This is a genomic window from Halomonas sp. KO116 (assembly GCF_000734975.2).
Taxonomy (GTDB): Bacteria; Pseudomonadota; Gammaproteobacteria; order Pseudomonadales; family Halomonadaceae; genus Vreelandella; species Vreelandella glaciei.
Map to the genome: position 1 here is coordinate 1,646,233 of NZ_CP011052.1, position 19,117 is coordinate 1,665,349.

A 19,117-nucleotide genomic window follows, 5' to 3' on the forward strand; every position below is an offset into this window, starting at 1 on the left:
AAGCGTTGCCGTGCCCCATAAGCGGGCCACGGCAACGACGTACTTATCGCTGCATGAACTCCAGCCAGCGACGCTCAGCCTCGACACCGTCGTCTGATGTCCACCATTCATATGAAATTAACACTTGCTTCGCGGCATTTTCAGGAGAGCTAGGCAACTCGCCTGCTCGCTCTTCCGAGATCGTGCCCCTATCGAAAGCGGCCGGGTTGCCGGGGCCATAGTCGATATGCAGTGGCAGGTTGGCCTGATACTCCGGGGCGATAGCCGCGTTAACAAACTCGACTGCCGTATCTAAGTTAGGAGCATCTTTTATGATGCAGAGATGAGTACTCTGGAGGAAGCCTTGGTTGTAGGTGAAGTCAGCATTTGCCCCTTCATTCATTATTGAGCTAACTCGGCCATTCCACATCATTAACATGTCAACTTCTTCATCATTAAGCAGCTGCGCCGACTGCCCGCCCGATGTCCACCAGGTGGTGATGTAGGGCTTGATTTCCTCAAGCTTTTCGTAGGCTCTATCGACATCTATTGGATAAATGTCATCGGGGGCAACACCGTCGGCAAGCAGTGCCGCCTCAAGCGTACCGACTGGATAATTACGCAGAGACCGATTGCCAGGGAAGTCTTCGACATTCCAGAAATCCGCCCAACTTTGAGGTGGGTTGCCGTCAAAGGCCTCGGGGTTGTAGGCCAGTACGCTGGAGTAGAACTCGTAGGCAACGGAGTAGGGCGTCTTGTACTCCTCGGGCATGCCCTCAGCGTTGGGGATGCGGCTAAAATCCAACGGCTCTATTAGGTCTTGTTCTCCCCCTTTAATGCAGTTAAAGGGCGGTGTATCGACCACATCCCATACCGCCTGGCCGGTGGTGCCCTGGGTTCTGATCATCGGCCAGGCGTCGGGAGCGCTTTCCTGGCGAATGGTGATGCCCAATGCCTCGGCCACCGGGTCGAGGATGGCAACCGTCTGCGCATCCTGGTACGCGCCACCCTGGGAAACGAAAGTAATTTCGCCATCTGCCAGCGTTTGCCCGGCGCCAAGCGCGCCGATGACCATTACCGACGAACCAAACAAATATTTCAAGCAGTTAGTATCTTTCATCATGCGATCTCCAACTGAGTAAATGCTTCCGACGCCCCATCAGCGCCCGATTGCATCAAGGAACTGGTAGTAACCTGCTACCAGTCGAATACCGACTTCACGTAAAGGGTAAAACGGGACGGCCTGGAGCCTCTCCGCCGCCAGCAGCGCCACGTCAGGGTTTTCGCCCATGGCATAGTCCGCCGCAAAACGCCCGAGTAAAGTCGACATAGCCACTCCAGCGCCGTTGTAACCGGCGGCGTAGCAAACTCTGTCGTCAAATCTGCCGACATGGGGCAGGGCATCCAGCGTCATGCCCACATGCCCCGACCAACGGTAAGCGATGCCGATATCGGCAAGCGCTGGAAAGAGCGACACCATGGCTTTGCGCAGAGAGTCGAATGCCGCCTGGGAGTCATGTTTACCGAATGCCCCCCGGCCGCCAAATACGACCCGGCCATCGACCTTGCGAAACCAGCGCATCATCCTGCGGGTTTCACCGTAGCTTCTCTCCTTGATCATCAGGCGGCTATGCAGCGCCTCTGGAAGCGGCTCAGTCGCAATAATCGAGCTTCTGAACGGCACCAGACGCGATTTGATGGCAGCACTGACCGGCGTGATATCCGAATAGGCATTGGTCGCCAGGATTACCTGACGCGCTTTGATTTCACCGCCCGGCGTCGTGATACATACACCATCCTCCAGGCGGCGAATATGGGTGGCGGGGGTTCGCTCGAAAACGATCTCGCCATGGCGTCGATTAAGCCCCTCTGCCAAGCCCCGCACATAGTCAAGGGGGTGCAAGGTGCCGACGCCAAGCCCCACCACGCCCCCCGTAAACGCGTGGGAGCCAGTCTCTTCTGCCACCTCGCCAGCGGAAAGGCAGCGCAGTGACTCGTCGCCCAATTCCCGCCGCATCCATTCGGCTTCCTGGGTAATCGCTTCCAGCGCCCTGGCCGTATGGGCGCAGCGCAGGTTGCCGCAGCGTGTAAAGCGTGCACTCTCCAGTTCATACCCGTGAATCAGAGATTCCACCTCATCCACCGCCTCATGGCAGAGCCGGTGCATAGCAGTGGCGACCGGCATACCATGGGCCTGGGCGATACTAGGGAACGATAGCCGGAACTTGGCGGATACCACGCCGCCATTGCGACCGCTTGCTCCCCAGCCGATAGGGTTGGCATCCACCACGATGGCCTGGACCCCCCTTTCTGCCAGCCGGTGGGCCGCTGTTAACCCCGTATACCCGCCCCCGATGATGGCAACATCGACCGCCTGGTCACGGGAAAGGCTCCCAATGCCAGGCGTTGAAAGAGCCGTGTCACGCCAAAGCGAAGCAATCTGGGGGGTCGGCTGAGGCCCACTCATGTCACACCTTCTCCACAGCGTCGGCCAACGCCTTGAGCGTGGGGAAATGAAAGTCCGGCGTTGTCACCTGTTCGGGTTCCGGTGTGCCGCCGAACCCCTGCTGGCCCTGACGACGCTCTATCCAGCAAGTGGTGTACCCCAGCTCCTTGGCAATGCCGATGTCATGGTATTGGCTCTGGGCGACATGCAATATTTCCGAGAACTTATAGCCATGAGCTGCCTGACGACCACGGTTGTAAGCGAAGAACTGAGGGTTGGGCTTGGCCACGCCGGTCTCGTCGCAGGTCACGCTATCGTCGAACGGGTTGTCGAGGATATGCGAATAGCAGGAGAACGCGGTGCGGTCGGCATTGGTCATCGCAACCAGACGGTAGTGCTTGCGTAGGCGCTTTAGTGCCGCCACCGAGTCCGCGAAGGCGGGCCAACGAAAGACGGCCAGTTGGAAGGCGTCGGCTGAAACCGAGTCCGCAGGAAGCTTCAACTCCTCCGCTAGTGAGCGATAGACATCCGCCATGGCACTGCTCGAACGGCCAGGATAGCGATCCCGCCCACGTTTGTAGGCCTCGAAGATGGTGTTGTCGCTCAGGTCTTGAGCAGCATTTCCACCAATTCGACGGATAGCGTCCAGTACCCCGGTTTCGAAATCGATCAGCGTGCCCACGACATCGAAGGTAAGAACTTTAAAATTGGAAAGTTCCATGATCGTGAATGACTCCTTTCTAAGGTGCTTTGAGGTTATGTCAGGCGACGTGTGCCGCCGGAGTGGCGCATCCCGCACGAGGCACGATAATGGTGTCCTCTGGATGCAGTACCACGCTCAGGAGCTCGCCGAGCGGTGGAATCTTTTGCAGTGCCGTATGATGACTGGGCTGACGCATGCTGATAGACGTACCGTCTTCCAGTTCGAGGAACAGTCTCAGGCTATCGCCCTGATACACGGCTTCCATGACCCGGCATGACAGCCGATTGATGCCCGGCTCATGTCGGCCGTCATCGATCAGCAGTTTTTCGGTTTGAATCGCCAGCAGTAGATCGTCATGGGGAGCAATAGGCTTGGCCGAACGCAGCGTATGAGCACCTAGCCGAACAGAGTGTTCATCGATGCGGGTCACTGGGAGTAGGGTGGAATCACCGATGAAGCTGGCCACGAAGGAGTCTTTGGGGTTGTTGTTCAGCGTTTCGGGTGCGCCGATCTGTACCAGCTCACCATCCTTGAGGATCGCGACCCTGTCGCTCATGGTCAGCGCCTCACGCTGATCGTGGGTCACATACACCACAGTGGCCCCAAGCTTGCGATGCAAGCGGCGCAATTCAATCTGCATCGTCTCGCGCAGCTGCTTATCTAGCGCCGAAAGCGGTTCGTCCATCAGGATCAGTCGAGGCTCGAACACGATTGCCCTGGCCAGAGCGACCCGTTGTCGTTGGCCACCCGACAGTTGAGACACCCCACGGTCCTGATAGCCATCCAACTCGACCATGGCCAGGGCTTGTTTCACCCGCTCTGGCCATGTTGATTTAGGTAGGCGGCGAGCACGCAGCGGAAAGGCCACATTTTCGCCAACGCTCATATGAGGAAAGAGCGCGTAACTCTGAAAGACGATGCCGATATTGCGCTTGTGAGGCGGCATGTAGGTCATGTCTTGATCACCAACCCATACCGACCCTGAAGAAGGCATGACGAAACCACCCAAGGCGCCAAGCAAAGTCGTTTTCCCGGAGCCCGAAGGGCCCAGCAACGATACAAATTCACCCGGCTCAATATTTAAAGTTATGTCCTTCAGGGCTTCCGTGTTGCCATATCGCTTGCAGATTGAACGTATGGAAACACCCACACTATCTCGCTCATCCATAGGAGTTATCACCTTTCATTGTTGTGATGCCTATCGGTTGTCATTGAGTACAGCAGATAAGGTGTTCGCGGACAATTGCGAAATTCTTGGTGGTGGCATAACCTGAAGTTATGCCTACATTGCGCCGACAACTACCCAGTGCCAACGCCCTCTTCGTATTCGAGTCAGCGGCACGCTGCGGTAACTTCACCAAGGCCGCCGCTGAACTGGGGGTTACCCAGCCAGCGGTCAGCCGCATGCTTGCGCTTCTGGAGGAGTACCTGGAGGTTAAGCTGTTCTTGCGGACGCCCGGCAAAACCGTGCTGACGGAGAGTGGTGAGATACTTTACCAAGGGGTAATCGATGGCTTTCACAATATTGAAGCGGCGATTCAGGAAATACGGGCACGTAGCACCGGGCTGGAAACCGTCACGCTATCGGTATCCACTGCTTTCACGACCCACTGGCTCATGCCGCGCATGCACAGGCTGCAGGCGCAGTTACCCCATATCGATCTGCGTTTTCAACTGATCTCGGGGGCGGTCAGCGGCTCGGTCGAGGACGTTGACCTGGGGATTCGCTTCGTCACGGGTGAGGACATCCTGCATGACGCCTCATTGATACTGCCGGAGATACTGCTGCCGGTCTGCAGCCCGGCCTATCGCAAGCAGCAACTCGAATCGCCCACCAACGAGGTCTCCACCACCCTGATCAGCCTCAGTGACAGCCGCATAGACTGGTTTGAGCTTTTGCCCAATTTTCACCTGGAATCGTACGGCACCACTCACTCGCTGGTATTTTCGGACTATGCCGTCGTGATCCAGGCGGCCCTGCTGGGCCAGGGCATCGCCATCGGCTGGCTGAACATCGCATCCCACTGGCTGGAGACAGGCTCGCTGGTGCCCGCCACGCCAACCGCGATTGCCACCGAGCGGCTATGCCACCTGGTTCACTCACGCAAAAAGCCGCTAAGCGAGGCAGCCAAGCAGGTGAGAGAGTGGATCATCGCAGAAACCCGCAATGATGTTGCGAATGTGTCGAAAAAGTATCCAGAGTTGAAGCTTGAGTCATTCATGGCCAAGGGTGTTTGACACTTGATTAACAAGGCAGCAGAAAGGGGGGTGCCAGTCTTGCAAGGGAGAACTGAGGCTCCCTCAAATGTATGCCATTTCACTCTCCCCCTCAAACAACAGGCACGGTACCCCCATCGATTACATACTCCGTTCCCGTAATAGTGGCCGCCAGCGGTGATGCCAGAAACCCAATCAAGTTGGCCACTTCTGCAGGCTTCGAAGGGCGGCCAATCGGGATGCCACCCAGCGAATTCATGATGATCTGCTTGCCGCCTGCGTAATCGGTGCCTGCCTCTTGGGCAATCCGCTCGGCTAGCGCAACGGCGGCTTCCGTCTCGATCCAGCCCGGCGACACCCGTACCACGCGCACCCCTTTGGGTGACACCTCTTTTGACAAGCTCTTACTATAAGTGGATAGCGCCGCCTTGGCAGCCGCATAAGCCGTGGTTGATTCGGGCAGGGGGAGTTCACGCTGAATGGAGGTCACGTGGATAATCACCCCATCGCCTTGGGCCAGCATGCCGGGCAGCAGGGCGCGATCCAGCCGCACGGCGGGAAACAGGTTGATGTCGAGCTCTTGCTGCCACTCCTCCTCCCCAAGGGCAGCGAACCCGCCGCCGGGGGCGGATGAACCACCCAGTACGTGAACGATAATATCGACGCCACCCAAGCGTTCGTTGACCGCATCGGCTACCGTGGCACAGCCTTCGGCCGTCGTCAGGTCAGCGGTTACAAACAGCTCATCGGGCAGGTCGGCGGGGCGAGTACGGGCGGTTGTTAGCACTTGCGCGCCTTCCTCGCGAAAGAGTGCCACCGCGGCCGCGCCAACCCCTTGGCTGCCCCCGGTGATCAATACGCGTCGCCCGTTCAAGTTCAGGTTCATTAGTGGATCTCCAATGACTGGATTTGCGACTCGGCAAGCTGGAAAGCGTGGTCAAGTTGAACCGGGCTGCCGGGGAAGTTGCCGGTCACGGTGGCGGTAACCACCATCGTGTTGCCTTGTTGGGAAACACTGACCGGCTCGACGCGATACTCAATCTTGTCGCGGGTGGCGCGCATCCAGGCTTGAATAGCGGGTCGCCCGCGGTGCGTCTCGCCTTCGTCGAACACACAGGCATCTTGAGTGAAGCAATCCGCAATGTGGGTGGCATCCGCACCGTTGCTGATGCTGAAGTAAGTAGTGATCGCGTCTGGCAGTGACAAACTCATGATGGTCATCTCTCGCAGGGGGTAATATGCGAGAATCTTCTGCCTAGACTGACGCGTTATCAAGAACGCACAAAAAGGTAAGTGGCTCACCCATGAGAAAGCTTTATACGCCCGCTACCGCCGCAAGCGATGTGGAAAATGTATTAAAAATGCTGGAAGGGCGCTGGAAGCTCATTATTCTCTTTCATCTCTTCGATGGAAAAGTGCAGCGCTACTCCGATTTAGGAAAACTCATCCCCGATATCTCCCAGAAAATGCTCGCCCAACAGCTGCGCCAGCTGGAAGCGGATGGCATCGTGGCGCGCAAAGTCTATCCCCAGGTGCCGCCGAAAGTGGAGTACCGCCTGACCGAATGGGGGCAAACGCTCTGCCCGGCGCTGGATGCCTTATTGAAATGGGCAGAGCAGAGGGATCACTTCAACAACCCTGACGAGCAGAACGAACAAAACGATGCCGCCACCCAATGAGAACCGCCTGATGCACTACCGCATCATGACCATCAACGACGATGACGCCGCCATTGCTCTGTAGAGCGAAAGTGAAGGCGTGCGGCTGCACGATGCCGAGTAACGCTCCAGTGAAGCTTGCGGGGGCGGGTCTCAATAGCACCTATTCTTAGCTGCCCATACGCCTTCCCTGGCTCTAAAGATGTCACTCGTTTTTCACTGACATATATGGCTGACGAAAGTGGAAACTGGCGGTTGCCGTGCAAGCGTCTCCGGGCAGATGACGCTCAGGTTCTTGGCCAGCCCGGCATCACTGACCGGGATAGCACACAAAGTGCCCGCTCGGATCTCCGCTTCGACGCAAGCCGCCAGCACCAGTGATACGCCCAGGCCTGCTTTGACAGCCTGTTTAACCGCTTCGGTACTGCCCAGTTGCATTGAAACCTTCGGGAACGGCCCTCTTTCGCCGAAGAAACTCGCCAGCAACCGGCCCGTACCTGTTCCGGGTTCACCGCCCAGCAGGCTCATTCCTGCGAGGGTTTTCCGGTCTATTTCATGCCATTCCGCACAGGGGTGATCGGGTGAAGTAATTAACACCACGGGCTCCTGTCGCCAATCCATTGCCTGGAAGCCAGATTTCGGGTGCCACCACTCCATCACCGCTATATCCAGCTCGCCGCTAGTCAGTTGTCTAGCAATGTTAGGATTGTTATCAATCACAAGATCCAGCTCAGGTACCGCCGGAATGTTCTTGAACGTGCTCACGTAGGGCTGGAGCATGTAAATACCGATGTTGGAACTTGCCCCTACGCGTAAACGCGTACCGCTAACGACTTCTCGAGCACGCTCGTCCAGTTGCAACATACTAAGCGCAAGCGGCATAAGCGCCAGGGCTGCTTTGGTGGGCTCGCAACCCGTTTTACTGCGGCGTATCAACAGGGCACCTAGCTGTTCTTCGAGCTTTTGAATGTGCTGTGAAAGCGTGGGTTGTGCGATACCGAGAGCTTGGGCGGCGGCCTGAAAACGTCGGTGCTGAACCAGTGTGGTAAAACTTTTCAGCCAGACCAAGTTCAGCATGGAGTTGTCTCAGTGATAGTGGGCGAATTAGCCGCATCCTGAGGGCATTCTCCTTGTAACGCTTGAAGAATGTTGTCGGCAGCACGCTGTTCAATCATCAGCCGCACATCCTGGACGGCAGAGCCAATGTGTGCCGTAAATAGCGTGTTGGGATGTGCTCGCAAGGTGGGGCAAATCTCTTGCGGGCGATCCTCTCGAGCCCAATCTTCCATTTCAAAAACATCCGCTGCGTAGCCGCCTAACTGCCCTGACTCCAATGCTTCCAAAACGGCAGCTTCCTGCACTACAGAACCCCGGCATGGGTTGATCAAAAAAGCGCCTGGTTGCATCAGGGCCAAGCGCGCAGTGTTCATGGTATGCAGGGTTTGTTTATTGAGCGGCAGGGCCAAAATGACAATGTCGGCTTGCCCGAGCAGCTCTTCAAGCGACTTGCGCGCCACGCCTAGCGCGGCCTCCTCAGCAGCGGGCAAGGCGTCTGGCTGAGAATACAGCAAGCTCGCGCCCCACCCCTGGAGCCGTGTTGCCACTGCCTGGCCGATGGGACCCATGCCGACGATACCCACGGTCGCGCCGGCAACCCCCAGCCCATAAAACGTGGGCTGCCATCCCTTGAACTGGCCGGAACGAACGTACTCATCGGCCGCTCGGACATGGCGGATTAGGCTAATGGTTAGCCCGATGGTTAGCTCAGCCGTTGGCACCGTCAGCAGATCCGGCACGAAGGTCAGCCAAACGCCATGACGCGTACAGGCCTCCACATCAAAATTATCGTATCCCTTCAGGGCGGCACCAATAACTTTCAGCTTGGGACAGCCCGCTAGAAATTCCTCGCTGACCTGGTCCGGCATAAACACCATCATGGCGTCTGCGGTTGCCGCGCGGGCCTTTACCTCGGCGGCGGTCAAGGTAGTGGCTGACTGGTTGGTGATCACTTCACAGTGTTGTTCCAGCCTTTCCAACACACTGTTGTGTACCCGGTGGGTAATGAAAACCCTTGGTTTCATTTGATTTCCTTACTTGAATTTCTTACGAAGATGGCCGCTAAGGCTATCCACCATCGTCACCATAACGAGTATGACAATCAGGATGGCGCTGACTTCCTGGTACTGCATGACGCGTAAAGAGCCCATTAGCTCGAAGCCGATCCCGCCAGCCCCCACCATGCCCATCACCGTAGAGGCGCGGAAATTGTATTCCCAGCGGTAGATAGAGACATCAGCAAACTGCGGAAGCACCTGCGGGAGCACCGCGTGCCAATGAACCTGTAATCGCGTCGCGCCAGCGGCATTGGCGGCCTCTACCGGGGCTGGGTCGACATGCTCGATCGCTTCGGCAAAGAATTTACCCACCATGCCGATAGAATGAAGGCCGAGCGCGAGCACGCCCGGTAAGGCGCCAAACCCCACGGCAGCAACGAAAATAATGCCCATAATCAGCTCGGGCACCGAGCGAAGAGCGTTCAGCAGCGTGCGGGTTACGTGGAATACCACGGGGTGGGGCGAGGTATTGCGAGCGGCCAGGAACGCCAGGGGTACGGAAGCAGTGACCGCTATCGCCGTGCCGGCAATGCTCATGGCAAGGGTATCGACCAGCGGCGCTATCCAATCCATGGCGTTGGTAAAGTCGGGCGGTAGGGATTCTCCCATTAGGGTAGCGATGGCAGGCACCCCGTTGGCCAGGGTGCGAAAATCCAGCAGATCTACATACCAACTCGCCAGAAGAACCACTGCCAGCACCAAGCCCGCTTGGAAGAGCTTGCTCCGCCAGCCGCGGGCGTGTTCGTCCAACACGGCGTCAGGAGAAAGCGATGAAAGGGGTGGCGGCACTGTTTTGGACGGATTCATCATGCCCCCTTACATCTTGCCGAAGTCGAGGTTGAGCAGACTACCCATTTCCCGAATCACATCGTAATCGGCGTCCGTGATAACGGCGAAACCTTCGGCTTTTAGGTTGTCCAGAATCTCTTCATCATCGATGCTGATGAAGGCATCCTGGATCTGCTGCTTGAGTTCAGGGTCCAGGTTGGAACGCATCGCCCAAGGGTACTGAGGGTACTCCCCGCTGTGACCCAACACCCTAACCTGGTTGCGGTCTATCAGGCCGCGGTCCATTACGTGCTCAAAGATCACTTCCGATAGCCCGCCTGCATCCGCATTACCATTGGCCACGTTCACCGCCACGGCATCATGGGAGCCAACGAAATGGGCTTCATAGTCCTCGCCTGCTTCCAGCCCCGCCGATTCAAGCAGCACGGTTTTGGGAATCAGGTGGCTTGACGTAGAGGCACGGTCGCCATAGGCCATTTTCATGCCTTCGATATCCGCATAGGACTCAACGCCGGAATCGACATTGGCAATAATGATGGAGCGATAGGTGGGCTTGCCATCCACAATCATGGCGGCAAAGGGTTCGATCTCACTTTTGCTTCTTGCCATCACATAGGAGAGCGGGCCGAAGTAGGCGAGGTCGATGCGACCAAAGCGCATGGCTTCGATCATGGAGGAGTAATCCGTGGTGACGATTAACTCAATTTCTTTCCCAAGGGTACTTTCAAGATACTCTTTCAATGGCTGGTTGCGTTTGATCAGTTCAGAAGCGTTTTCATCGGGGAGTAGCGCGACTTTTAATAGATCCGGATTTGGATCAGGGTCCGCCGCCAAGGCCGGCATGGCGATTCCAAACATAAGACAGATGGCAAAGAAAAAGCTGAATAGCGGTTTCATTGGGCAATCTCCAGTTTTATCGGGGAGGGAGTGGTGGTTTGAGGGTTGGGTTCGGTGGTCTCAGCGGCGTCGGTCACAGCTCCGCGCGTGCCGTGGTAGATCTCGTTCAGGTGGCGTTGCTGTAACTGTGAGGGGGCCGCATCGAAAACGATTTGGGCATTCGCTAACCCGATAATGCGGTCAGCAAACCGCTGGGCATACTCCAGCTGGTGCAGTGAAATAATGGCGGTAATACCATCCTCACGGCATATATCTCGCAGTAGCGTTAGCACTCGCTCAGAGGTTGCCGGGTCAAGGCTGGCCACTGGCTCGTCCGCCAATATCATGGCGGGCTGCTGCGCCAAGGCACGCGCAATGCCCACCCGCTGTTGCTGCCCGCCGGAGAGTTGATCGACCCGGGTAAGCGCTTTCTCGGCCATGCCTACGCGGTCCAGGCAGTGCAGAGCAAGCGCCTGTTCCTGCCTGGGTAGCGGAAACAAACTGCGCCAGGTGCTGTGGTAAGCAAGCCGACCGGTCAGCACATTCTGGAGCGCCGTATGGCGTTCAATGAGCTGATGGTGCTGGAAAACCATGGCGGTTTTGCACCGATGGCGGCGTACCGTAGACCGGGTTTCGAGCGCACCTAGCTCGGCCGAGATCACTTTGCCAGTGCTGGGCCGCACCAAGTGGTTGAGAGAACGCAGTAACGTCGATTTACCCGCACCGGAAAGGCCGAGTAGTACCGTAAACTCCCCTTTGTGGAAATCGACGGTGGTGGGGCGGAGTGCGAGGACATTCCCAGGATATGTCACCCCCATTTTCTCGATGCGGAGCATTAAGTCAGAGGATTGAACAGGCTCCATTGGATCACCTTCTGCAATGTATAAGCTCACTTTATTGTGACTTACAATGCAACGGTAGCCCGCCTAAGTGACAAAGCTGTGTCGTTCAGGTGATAAGTTAATGACTATCCAAGGAGCGCAGGTAGCCAGTCAAACGGCTCAGATAACGCTTCTCTAGACCAATATCGTCACAAAACGAGGCCCACCAAGGCTGGGCCTACCGATCCAATATTCTGCGCTATTCATACGTGAAGGGAGATAACCAGAACGTTTAACCAAGCTGAGCCTCAATCGCGGTTTTATCAATGACCGACCAGACCTCCCTAATCTTGCCATCGCTAAACAGGTAGAACGCGTTTTCGCAAAACGTCACGTTTTTGCCATCCACCGCAAGGCCAAGGAAGCTACCTTTGGGTGTGACATCGAATCGCAACCTGCACGCGACATGGGGTGAATCAACGGCCAAAAGCTCAATGTTAAAGTGAAGATCCGGTATCTGCTCGTAATCGGCTTCCAGCATGGCGCGATAACCATCAAGCTCTAGGCGCCTGCCGTTGTGGTGGACATCGTCATGCACGAACTGGTCAAGGTTCGTCCAGTCTTGATTATTGAGGCAGGTGATGTAACCACGGTAGGTTGCTTCCAGGTCACGTTTGTTCATCTTGGTTCTCCTTTCCTGGTTAGGCGTGAAGGCATTCGCCAAGAATGCACAGGCTCAGTATCATAAACAGCCTAAACCAAGCCACAGAAGTCATCATTCATGTCGTGCCCACCTTGCCCCCATTGCCAATCCGCATTCGTCTATCAGGATCAACGCCTGTTCATCTGCCCCGAATGCGCCCACGAATGGAACCCAGCTGAGGCAGAGGCGGAAGACACCGTGACAGTGAAAGACGCCCACGGCACGCTGTTAGCGGAAGGCGACAAGGTAACGATGATTAAAGACCTCAAGGTCAAAGGCAGCTCACTGGTACTCAAGGTGGGCACCAAAGCCTTGATTAAGCGGCTCATGAACAGCAAGGATCACCAACTGGACTGCAAGGTCGACGGCGTCGGCGACATGATGGTAACTGCCCACTTTGTGAAAAAAGCCTGAATAAGCCCAGGATTCTTCTAGCCACCTAACGACGCAGTCAGCAATAACCATCCAACAAGGAGACACTAATGAAAGCCATCGTGTTTGACGTATTTGGCACTATTGTTGATTGGCGCTCCAGTTTGATTCATCAGTTCAATGAGCTGCAGAAAGAGCTAGGGATTGAATTACCCAGTGAAGTGATAACGGATCAATGGCGTCAGCACTATGCGCCTTCGATGAACCGAGTACGGCAAGGTGACGTGCCTTGGATGGGGTTGGATGACCTGCACCGAGAAAGCCTCGTCAAACTACTCAAGCAGCATGGGGTGGCGCTAGATGAGGCGACCATTGATCGCATCAATCACTTTTGGCACCAATTAGACCCATGGCCGGATGTTCAGAACGGCCTACAGCGCTTAAAAGAGCACTATATTATCGGCACGCTGACCAACGGCAATTTATCACTAATGGTGGACGTTGCCCGTCACGCCAAACTGCCCTGGGATATGGTGTTTTGCGCCGAGTTATTCCAACACTATAAACCTGACCCAGAGGTCTATTTAGGGGCTTGCGGCCTGCTGCGCCTGCCGCCTGAAGAGGTAATGTTATGCGCGGCCCACAATTACGACCTGGGGGCTGCCCGAGCATTGGGAATGAAAACGGCGTTTATCCCCCGGCGTACAGAGTATGGGCCCCACCAGAGCAAAGATTTAGAAGCAGAAGAAGCGTGGGATTTTGTGGCTGAAGACCTCGTCGCGCTGAGCGAGCATCTACTAATAGAGTGAGCCAACAATACATGCTGTTAGGGCTGGATAGCCGTTGTTAAAAGAGTGGCAGCTATAGGTATTAAGTATTTGAGCAGTGAGTTTATTGCCAAGCACACGCGCAAGCAGATAGCGGAGCCAATCAAACGTATTTAAAAGGACACACGCGATGTATTTGCAGAAAATGGCATAAACCGCAACACTCTCGGTAACCTAAGGTATCCTCTAAAAGTATTTTCTACGTACCTAAAAAAGGTAGTCACCATGTCAGCTACGATGAGCAAAGACGACGCGCACAAGCTAATTGAGCAACTTCCTGTGAATGCCACTTGGGAAGACCTTATGCATGAGATCTACGTTCGGGAGACCATCGAAAAGGGCATGGCAGATAGCCAAGCGGGTAACATTACGAGTGTGGCGGATATTCGCAAGAAATACGGCTTGCCTGAATGAATGTGTTTTGGACAGTAACGCTATAGCGTATTGTCGCTATCCTATTCATGATGCAGTCAACAGAGGCTCATCCACCACCACCGCGTCACGCAACGTCTCAGCAAAGCTTGCCAAGGCAGGTGTCCAGGTTTCTGGTTCGGGGGCGACAAAATAGGTATCGATATTGGCGATGGACGCGGGCAGTGCCAGCGTGTGAATCCCGAACCGGTGCTGATGGGCGTCAACCGTGCCACGGGGGAGCACTGTGTAACCCATCCCGGCAGCAACGCAGCCAAGCATCGCATCCAGCGAACCAAACTCGAAGATCCTTCCTGCATTAACACCCTGGGACGCCAGCAGCAGCTCGATACGCTGGCGGTAGCTGCACCCCTGGCGAAACGCTAAGAAAGCAGACGTCAGCAGCGCTTGTGAAGAGGGCATCGTCGTCATGGGCGTTGAGCCGACTAAGACAAGCTGCTCGCTAAACGCTTTGAGCGAATGATAGCGGCCATGCTCAAGCCGCCCGGCCACGAAGACACAGTCCACCTGCCCGTTAAGCAACAACTCGACCAACTCAGCCGTGGGCCCGGTCTTGATCTGGATATCAACGTCAGGCTGCGCTGCGTGGTACGCCGCCAGTATCGGCGGAAGGCGCAACGCCGTTGTGGTCTCCATGGCGCCTATGCGCAGCCGCCCACACGCCTTCTCCTGGCCTTTGAAGAGCGACACCGCTTCATCGTGGGCCGACAGCATGCGCTCGGCGTACTCCACCAGCGCCAATCCGGCACTCGTCGGGCGAACCCGCCCCGCACGGTGAATCAGCTGTACGCCTAACTCCTCCTCGAGTTTCTTAATGTGGGTGGTCACATTGGATTGCACCGTGTGCAGCCGTTTGGCCGCCGCCCCAAAGCTGCCGGTGTCGGCCACGGCCACGAGCAGTCGCAGCGATTTAAGTTGCACGCGCCGTCTCCCTGTCAGGCTATCTATAAACAAGATAGTAGCGATCAAAACTAATCGTTTCTAGAAATAATTTCTCGCGCGTAGTCTGGCGGTGTACCAACGTGCTGCCGACCCCACCAAGGGGTGGCACAAAAAGGAATTGGCGTGATGAAGCGAACACTCACTACCCACGATCTGCCCGCCCTGATGACAGGCATAATGGCGACCCTGGCGGCGATTGGCATCGCACGCTTCGCCTATACGCCGCTATTGCCCGCGATTATTCAAGAGGGTTGGTTTACCGCGAGCCAAGGTGCCTACCTGGGGGCTGCCAACCTGCTGGGCTACTTTATCGGCGCACTCGCCGCCCACTCGCTGAGTGAGCGCTTTTCTCCTCGCATGGTGATGGCGGCCAGCTTCGCGGGTATCGCGCTCAGCTTTGTGCTTTGCGCCGGGGCGGGTGGTTTTCTCTGGTTTTTCTTCTGGCGACTAATCTCCGGCATTGCTGGGGCTATCTTGATGGTCGTTGGCCCCTCGCTGGCGCTAGCGGCCACGCCACCTGAAAGGCGAACGCGTGTCGGTGCCATGGTGTTTACCGGCATTGGCTTTGGCGCACTGCTTTCGGCCTTCATCGTACCGTTACTTTTAGGGCTAAGCCTCTCCGTCACCTGGGGCACGCTGGGGCTGCTCTGTATTGCCGCTGGCCTTTTGTGCGACTGGGGCGTGGCACACTTAGCCTCACCAATCACGGCTAGCCCAAGGGGGAATAGCCCCACAGGGGGTGCGGGTGTAAAGATAATCGTGATGTTGGTGGTGGGCGCTTACGCCCTGGATGCGATTGGCTTTGTGCCCCATACCGTGTTCTGGGTGGACTATCTCGCCAGGGAAAACGCCCTGGGCAATCAAGCGGCTTCATTGCAGTGGGGTATCTTCGGGTTGGGCGCCTTGTGTGGGCCGTTCATGGTCGGCGCGCTGGCGCAGCGAGTGGGTTGGCAGGGTGGCTTGATGATCGCCTTTGCGGCGAAGGCCGCCGCTGTCTTGCTGCCGGTGTTCTCGCTCGCACTACTCAGCCAATCGGTTTCCTCGTTCATGGTGGGGGCGATGATCCCCGGCATTGTGGCACTCACCTCTGGCCGCCTTGCTGAATTGGTAGGGCCAACCGCCCACAAAAAGCTCTGGGGGCAAGCCACCGCCGCCTTTGCCGCCGCCCAGGCAGTGGCAGGCTATGCCATGTCGGCGCTTTATGGCGCCTGGGGCAGCTACGCGCCACTGTTTGCCATCAGCGGCCTGATCCTTATCGCAGGCTTTTTGCTGGTGCTGCTTAGCCGTGGCGTACAGCAACGCCACACGGATCTTTCTGCCCAACAATCTACAAAGCACGCTACACAGCACTCTACACACCAAGGGAAGCAATAATGGAACTCTACCTAAACGCAACCTCGCCCTATGCGCGCCTGGTGCGCATCGTATTACTAGAAAAAGGCTTGGCAGACGCCGTGACGCTGAAGTGGTGCGACCCCTGGGCAGACGATGCCGAACTCTTAAAGGCCAACCCCGCCGGGCGCATTCCCGCGCTGGTAACGGAGGAGGGCACCACGTTTAGCGAATCCATGCTGATTGCCGTTTACCTGGATAGCGTTAGCCCCAACAAGCCAATGCTGCCAGCAGCCAGCCTAGGGGATGTGCTACACCTGGCGGGGCTGGGCCAAAACCTGATGGATGCCGCGTTCACGACCGTGATTGCCAGAAAACATTACGGCAATGGGGTTGATGATAGCGAGCTGGGCCAGCGGCGATCGCGGGCCATTCAGCGGCTGTTGAAGCAACTGGACGGCGAGCTTGGCGAAAAACAGCAGGCCTCAACCATCAACCTGGGCAAAATCGCTATTGCGGTGGCATTGGATTATCTAGCGTTCAGGCTGCCTGAGGTGAATTGGCAAGAAGAGTATCCACAGCTTCTGGCATGGCAGGCGGGTGTGATTGCAAGAGAGAGCTTTCAGAAGACTGCATTTGCTTAGCAGAGCCAGCGCCAATACCCGCTGCCTTCAACGCCTCGCTATTGCGGGGCGTTCTCATGTTGGCGTCGCGCCCATCGTGATATACAAAACAGTACAGATTCTAGCCGTGCTGTTCCACAGTAGTTTAGGGAAAGTAGTAGGGAGGTAATGGGGTATGAGCATGTCCCAAGTCATCTGCGTAGCCTAAAGTTTAATGAAGTAGGCGTGGGTTTCAACGAACTTAGCTGCTAGTCTGAAATGACTAGAGCGAAAAATCGCCGCAGGGACAACCATATGCAAAATGTCCGACGCATTGAGCTCCACCCCATTAGCCAGCGCGTGCAGATGCATGTTGATGGCAAGCTGCTTGCTGACACTACTCAAACCTTTGAACTCCGTGAGATCGGCAACCCACTGCGCCAATATATTCCCCGCGAAGATGTAAGAATGGACTTTCTGAAGCCTTATAAAACCGAGACTCACTACCCCTTAAAGGTCGGTACAGCGCAATTTTTGTATTGATGTGGCACGGGGTTATCAGCATCCAGCAGCTGGGATTATGGCGATTTAGAGGCGGGGAAATGACGCCTTTCGATCTATAGCAGATTAATTTATGAAGTCCCTGAGGGTAGATTAATGAAGTTGCTAGCCATAAGAGAGAAGACATATTTGCTTAAATTAGCAAAAGATCTCTTGCCGGAGACCTTGATCATATGATTGCAAGGAACGCGTTTGATTACACTGTCGATAGAATATTAAAACAACGCTGTGTGCCTATTGCTGGTGCGGGCATATCCATTACGAGCAAGCATGCTCTTGGATGGGAGGTGCATAATGTAAAATGGATTGTTGCTACGTTGAGTAATGAGCTTTTTCGCCTTCGCTTCGATAAGTACGAGTCAAAAAATATGGGACTGTATGTAAGAAGGGTTGTGCTAAACCGCTTGAACAATTTGGATATGCGTATGACGATTGTATTCTGAGTATAAATTCTTGTTATTTCTGCGATGTCAGACAAGCCACTGAATCAAATAAACTAGGCCACCTCGCTGAACTTTATCTGTGGGAATTTTCCTGCGTGAATAGTGCTTATGAAGCGCTAATTAAATTGTTAAAAATTGATCTTTATAAAGAACTAATTCCTACACCTGCACATATATACATCGCGAAGCTCGCTCGTGAGGGACTTTTGAGCGAAATACTTACGACCAACTACGATTGTAATTTTGAAAAGGCCTATAATCTTATTACAGGCTCAGAAAATGCTGATGTGATTGCCAACTTGGATAACTATCGACGTAACGGTGCGGCTTTTGATGATGTTAATCGTCTGAAAGTATACAAGCTTAATGGTTGTGCTAAAGAATTGGATGGAGGCGCCGATCCTGAAAAATGTGAATCTATTTTATTAACTGAGCGTCAATTACAGAAATGGCGCAATCGGCAGTGGGCCGCAGATATTTTTCGAGACCGGCTTAGAAGCAAATCTTTGATATTTGTAGGTTTTGGTAGCGATGAGCCACAAGTTCACCATACTGTGCAAGCGGTGCTAGATGAATATACCGATAAATCCATTTCAAATGATGAGCACGTCTTAAGTACACCAGCTGCTCCAATCATGGCAATTTTTGATCCACAGCCTAGTTTCCATCAACAGCAGATTGTGAATACCTATGCTGTACATCATGGACAGCCTGCCAATCAGGGTAACGAACTAATTATTCGAGGTTTTCAGCCTGGAGGTACTCTTTCAGCTGATGAATTGTGGGGGCTAATCTATGAGAGGGTGATAAGATCTTTAACGATAACAGCCTTAAAACATAGCCTACAACCAATGAATGCAAGCTTTACTTCTATTATGCCATTTGCCCAAGTAATTCTGCATCAGGTTATATCGACTCTCGAAAACTCGGTTAAAAACGATGTAGGGTGTCTTACAGCTATGCCAAATTGGCTAGAATCGCTGTCACCTGCCTTGTGTTCTAACAGTAAAGAAAATGGTCCTTTTTCTTTTTTAGCAGGCAGTTTGTCAAAGCTAAATTGCAGCGAAGTAGATGTTTATGACCCGATAAACGAAAATAAGGCTCTAGTGTCAGAGCTTACTACCTTGCTGTTTTTGTTTAGAGATATTCTTTCTCCCAATGTTGAAGGCGAATCAGAGGGAGGCCTAATGCTGACATTCGAATCTTTAGCATCGGGTATATCCGAAAAAAAAACACTACATCTGAATGCAGATCCATCCTTTGTTTTCTCTTGAGATAAAGTGCGCGTTTCGAGCGGTAA

Annotated in this window: 22 protein-coding genes; 9 read left to right on the plus strand and 13 right to left on the minus strand. The window is 54.9% G+C overall.

Translation table 11 applies throughout. The features are described 5' to 3' along the window. Positions 1 to 43: 43 nt before the first annotated feature. From KO116_RS07585 to KO116_RS07600, 4 genes are read right to left on the minus strand one after another with little or no spacing between them, the layout of a single operon-like run. Complete coding sequence (locus tag KO116_RS07585; protein ID WP_235272524.1) at positions 44 to 1,102, minus strand: ABC transporter substrate-binding protein; 1,059 nt, start codon at positions 1,100 to 1,102, stop codon at positions 44 to 46. A gap of 36 nt (positions 1,103 to 1,138) precedes the next feature. Then, positions 1,139 to 2,446 (minus strand): NAD(P)/FAD-dependent oxidoreductase, encoded by a 1,308-nt coding sequence (locus KO116_RS07590; protein WP_035560293.1) that lies wholly within the window; start codon positions 2,444 to 2,446, stop codon positions 1,139 to 1,141. A gap of 1 nt (position 2,447) precedes the next feature. Continuing rightward, positions 2,448 to 3,146: an HAD-IA family hydrolase gene (locus KO116_RS07595; protein WP_035560296.1), complete on the minus strand. Its 699-nt coding sequence runs from the start codon at positions 3,144 to 3,146 to the stop codon at positions 2,448 to 2,450. Between the two features lie 40 nt (positions 3,147 to 3,186). Continuing rightward, positions 3,187 to 4,296, minus strand: a complete 1,110-nt coding sequence (locus KO116_RS07600; RefSeq protein WP_035560299.1) for an ABC transporter ATP-binding protein — start codon at positions 4,294 to 4,296, stop codon at positions 3,187 to 3,189. A 110-nt stretch (positions 4,297 to 4,406) separates the two neighbouring features. Between KO116_RS07600 and KO116_RS07605 the strand changes: the two genes are divergently transcribed. Then, positions 4,407 to 5,366: a LysR family transcriptional regulator gene (locus tag KO116_RS07605; RefSeq protein WP_035560303.1), complete on the plus strand. Its 960-nt coding sequence runs from the start codon at positions 4,407 to 4,409 to the stop codon at positions 5,364 to 5,366. A gap of 91 nt (positions 5,367 to 5,457) precedes the next feature. Here KO116_RS07605 and KO116_RS07610 read toward each other — a convergent pair whose 3' ends face one another. Together KO116_RS07610 and KO116_RS07615 are read right to left on the minus strand one after the other, a co-directional pair. Further along, positions 5,458 to 6,231, minus strand: a complete 774-nt coding sequence (locus KO116_RS07610; RefSeq protein WP_035560306.1) for an SDR family oxidoreductase — start codon at positions 6,229 to 6,231, stop codon at positions 5,458 to 5,460. Further along, complete coding sequence (locus KO116_RS07615; protein ID WP_022522620.1) at positions 6,231 to 6,557, minus strand: nuclear transport factor 2 family protein; 327 nt, start codon at positions 6,555 to 6,557, stop codon at positions 6,231 to 6,233. Before KO116_RS07615 ends, KO116_RS07610 begins: the two co-directional genes overlap by 1 nt. 92 nt (positions 6,558 to 6,649) lie before the next feature. Between KO116_RS07615 and KO116_RS07620 the strand changes: the two genes are divergently transcribed. Next, entirely contained in the window at positions 6,650 to 7,024 is a 375-nt protein-coding gene (locus KO116_RS07620) for a winged helix-turn-helix transcriptional regulator (protein ID WP_022522621.1), read from the plus strand. 195 nt (positions 7,025 to 7,219) lie between these two features. Here the strand turns inward: KO116_RS07620 and KO116_RS07625 are convergent, their stop codons facing one another. From KO116_RS07625 to KO116_RS07650, 6 genes are all read right to left on the minus strand, one after another. Further along, positions 7,220 to 8,080, minus strand: a complete 861-nt coding sequence (locus KO116_RS07625; protein ID WP_009287603.1) for a LysR family transcriptional regulator — start codon at positions 8,078 to 8,080, stop codon at positions 7,220 to 7,222. Next, complete coding sequence (locus tag KO116_RS07630; RefSeq protein ID WP_022522623.1) at positions 8,074 to 9,084, minus strand: phosphonate dehydrogenase; 1,011 nt, start codon at positions 9,082 to 9,084, stop codon at positions 8,074 to 8,076. Before KO116_RS07630 ends, KO116_RS07625 begins: the two co-directional genes overlap by 7 nt. Before the next feature lie 9 nt (positions 9,085 to 9,093). Beyond that, positions 9,094 to 9,924 carry a phosphonate ABC transporter, permease protein PhnE gene (gene phnE / locus KO116_RS07635; protein ID WP_027960098.1) on the minus strand — a complete coding sequence of 277 codons (831 nt, stop codon included), beginning with the start codon at positions 9,922 to 9,924 and terminating at the stop codon, positions 9,094 to 9,096. A gap of 9 nt (positions 9,925 to 9,933) precedes the next feature. Further along, entirely contained in the window at positions 9,934 to 10,803 is an 870-nt protein-coding gene (gene phnD, locus KO116_RS07640; protein ID WP_022522625.1) for a phosphate/phosphite/phosphonate ABC transporter substrate-binding protein, read from the minus strand. Then, positions 10,800 to 11,645, minus strand: coding sequence for a phosphonate ABC transporter ATP-binding protein (gene phnC / locus KO116_RS07645; protein ID WP_035560310.1), 846 nt, complete (start codon positions 11,643 to 11,645; stop codon positions 10,800 to 10,802). The genes phnD and phnC overlap by 4 nt, the downstream gene beginning before the upstream one ends. Before the next feature lie 250 nt (positions 11,646 to 11,895). Further along, complete coding sequence (locus KO116_RS07650) at positions 11,896 to 12,285, minus strand: ester cyclase (protein ID WP_035560313.1); 390 nt, start codon at positions 12,283 to 12,285, stop codon at positions 11,896 to 11,898. Between the two features lie 99 nt (positions 12,286 to 12,384). On the opposite strand from KO116_RS07650, the gene KO116_RS07655 reads away from it, so the two are divergent. The 3 genes from KO116_RS07655 (at position 12,385) to KO116_RS07665 (ending at position 13,919) form a co-directional block, all read left to right on the plus strand. Then, the gene (locus tag KO116_RS07655; protein ID WP_035560316.1) at positions 12,385 to 12,720 is read left to right on the plus strand and encodes a zinc ribbon domain-containing protein YjdM; all 336 of its coding nucleotides are present in this window, start codon (positions 12,385 to 12,387) and stop codon (positions 12,718 to 12,720) included. Between the two features lie 68 nt (positions 12,721 to 12,788). Next, positions 12,789 to 13,487, plus strand: coding sequence for a haloacid dehalogenase type II (locus KO116_RS07660; RefSeq protein WP_035560319.1), 699 nt, complete (start codon positions 12,789 to 12,791; stop codon positions 13,485 to 13,487). 243 nt (positions 13,488 to 13,730) lie between these two features. Continuing rightward, positions 13,731 to 13,919, plus strand: a complete 189-nt coding sequence (locus KO116_RS07665) for a hypothetical protein (protein WP_008959973.1) — start codon at positions 13,731 to 13,733, stop codon at positions 13,917 to 13,919. Between the two features lie 45 nt (positions 13,920 to 13,964). On the opposite strand, the gene KO116_RS07670 is transcribed toward KO116_RS07665, so the two are convergent. Next, on the minus strand, positions 13,965 to 14,858 hold the full coding sequence (locus KO116_RS07670) for a LysR family transcriptional regulator (protein WP_045812097.1): 894 nt from the start codon (positions 14,856 to 14,858) through the stop codon (positions 13,965 to 13,967). Positions 14,859 to 15,005: 147 nt separating this feature from the next. Here KO116_RS07670 and KO116_RS07675 point away from each other — a divergent pair, with 147 nt between their 5' ends. The 4 genes from KO116_RS07675 to KO116_RS25450 all read left to right on the plus strand — a co-directional run bounded on the left by KO116_RS07675 (position 15,006) and on the right by KO116_RS25450 (position 19,091). Then, positions 15,006 to 16,253, plus strand: coding sequence for a YbfB/YjiJ family MFS transporter (locus KO116_RS07675; RefSeq protein WP_035565822.1), 1,248 nt, complete (start codon positions 15,006 to 15,008; stop codon positions 16,251 to 16,253). Beyond that, complete coding sequence (locus KO116_RS07680; protein ID WP_045812098.1) at positions 16,253 to 16,855, plus strand: glutathione S-transferase N-terminal domain-containing protein; 603 nt, start codon at positions 16,253 to 16,255, stop codon at positions 16,853 to 16,855. The genes KO116_RS07675 and KO116_RS07680 overlap by 1 nt, the downstream gene beginning before the upstream one ends. 273 nt (positions 16,856 to 17,128) lie before the next feature. After that, a complete protein-coding gene (locus KO116_RS07685) occupies positions 17,129 to 17,356 on the plus strand; it encodes a DUF427 domain-containing protein (protein WP_052703743.1) in 228 nt (75 codons plus the stop codon). Between the two features lie 556 nt (positions 17,357 to 17,912). Next, the gene (locus KO116_RS25450) at positions 17,913 to 19,091 is read left to right on the plus strand and encodes an SIR2 family NAD-dependent protein deacylase (RefSeq protein ID WP_200897136.1); all 1,179 of its coding nucleotides are present in this window, start codon (positions 17,913 to 17,915) and stop codon (positions 19,089 to 19,091) included. The last annotated feature ends 26 nt before the right edge of the window (positions 19,092 to 19,117 follow it).

Bases quoted from the DNA above. Each gene is read 5' to 3' on its own strand.
- KO116_RS07585 (WP_235272524.1), bottom strand. From the start codon at position 1,102: ATGATGAAAGATACTAACTGCTTGAAATATTTGTTTGGTTCGTCGGTA.
- KO116_RS07590 (WP_035560293.1), bottom strand. From the start codon at position 2,446: ATGAGTGGGCCTCAGCCGACCCCCCAGATTGCTTCGCTTTGGCGTGAC.
- KO116_RS07595 (WP_035560296.1), bottom strand. From the start codon at position 3,146: ATGGAACTTTCCAATTTTAAAGTTCTTACCTTCGATGTCGTGGGCACG.
- KO116_RS07600 (WP_035560299.1), bottom strand. From the start codon at position 4,296: ATGGATGAGCGAGATAGTGTGGGTGTTTCCATACGTTCAATCTGCAAG.
- KO116_RS07605 (WP_035560303.1), top strand. From the start codon at position 4,407: ATGCCTACATTGCGCCGACAACTACCCAGTGCCAACGCCCTCTTCGTA.
- KO116_RS07610 (WP_035560306.1), bottom strand. From the start codon at position 6,231: ATGAACCTGAACTTGAACGGGCGACGCGTATTGATCACCGGGGGCAGC.
- KO116_RS07615 (WP_022522620.1), bottom strand. From the start codon at position 6,557: ATGAGTTTGTCACTGCCAGACGCGATCACTACTTACTTCAGCATCAGC.
- KO116_RS07620 (WP_022522621.1), top strand. From the start codon at position 6,650: ATGAGAAAGCTTTATACGCCCGCTACCGCCGCAAGCGATGTGGAAAAT.
- KO116_RS07625 (WP_009287603.1), bottom strand. From the start codon at position 8,080: ATGCTGAACTTGGTCTGGCTGAAAAGTTTTACCACACTGGTTCAGCAC.
- KO116_RS07630 (WP_022522623.1), bottom strand. From the start codon at position 9,084: ATGAAACCAAGGGTTTTCATTACCCACCGGGTACACAACAGTGTGTTG.
- phnE (WP_027960098.1), bottom strand. From the start codon at position 9,924: ATGAATCCGTCCAAAACAGTGCCGCCACCCCTTTCATCGCTTTCTCCT.
- phnD (WP_022522625.1), bottom strand. From the start codon at position 10,803: ATGAAACCGCTATTCAGCTTTTTCTTTGCCATCTGTCTTATGTTTGGA.
- phnC (WP_035560310.1), bottom strand. From the start codon at position 11,645: ATGGAGCCTGTTCAATCCTCTGACTTAATGCTCCGCATCGAGAAAATG.
- KO116_RS07650 (WP_035560313.1), bottom strand. From the start codon at position 12,285: ATGAACAAACGTGACCTGGAAGCAACCTACCGTGGTTACATCACCTGC.
- KO116_RS07655 (WP_035560316.1), top strand. From the start codon at position 12,385: ATGTCGTGCCCACCTTGCCCCCATTGCCAATCCGCATTCGTCTATCAG.
- KO116_RS07660 (WP_035560319.1), top strand. From the start codon at position 12,789: ATGAAAGCCATCGTGTTTGACGTATTTGGCACTATTGTTGATTGGCGC.
- KO116_RS07665 (WP_008959973.1), top strand. From the start codon at position 13,731: ATGTCAGCTACGATGAGCAAAGACGACGCGCACAAGCTAATTGAGCAA.
- KO116_RS07675 (WP_035565822.1), top strand. From the start codon at position 15,006: ATGAAGCGAACACTCACTACCCACGATCTGCCCGCCCTGATGACAGGC.
- KO116_RS07680 (WP_045812098.1), top strand. From the start codon at position 16,253: ATGGAACTCTACCTAAACGCAACCTCGCCCTATGCGCGCCTGGTGCGC.
- KO116_RS07685 (WP_052703743.1), top strand. From the start codon at position 17,129: ATGCAAAATGTCCGACGCATTGAGCTCCACCCCATTAGCCAGCGCGTG.